The organism is Neisseria sp. P0021.S007 (genome assembly GCF_051956855.1).
The window spans coordinates 1-463 of the sequence record NZ_JBQCXA010001554.1 but is presented as its reverse complement, the minus strand read 5'-3'; the positions used below and the strand labels follow the sequence as shown (position 1 = coordinate 463).

Annotated in this window: 1 pseudogene; it reads left to right on the top strand. The window is 48.8% G+C overall.

The window, feature by feature from the left end:
- Positions 1-463: pseudogene (locus ACTHUR_RS20220) on the top strand (ATP-dependent zinc metalloprotease FtsH); the annotation flags it as partial.

The following is a 463-nucleotide window of genomic DNA, read 5'->3' as shown; positions in this document are numbered from 1 at the left end:
GTACACCTGGTTTTTCAGGTGCGGATTTGGCAAACTTGGTCAATGAAGCAGCTTTGTTTGCCGGTCGTCGTAATAAAGTTAAAGTCGATCAAAGCGACTTTGAAGATGCTAAAGACAAAATCTACATGGGTCCGGAGCGTCGCAGTATGGTAATGCACGAAGATGAAAAACGTGCGACAGCCTATCATGAGGCCGGTCATGCAATCGTAGCGGAAAGCCTGCCGTTTACCGATCCGGTTCACAAAGTAACGATTATGCCTCGTGGCCGTGCATTGGGTTTGACTTGGCAGCTGCCTGAGCGTGACCGCATCAGTATGTACAAAGACCAAATGCTGAGCCAGCTCTCAATCTTGTTTGGTGGCCGTATTGCTGAAGATATTTTTGTCGGCCGTATTTCTACCGGTGCACCTAACGACTTTGAGCGTGCAACTCAAATGGCACGCGAGATGGTAACGCGTTATGG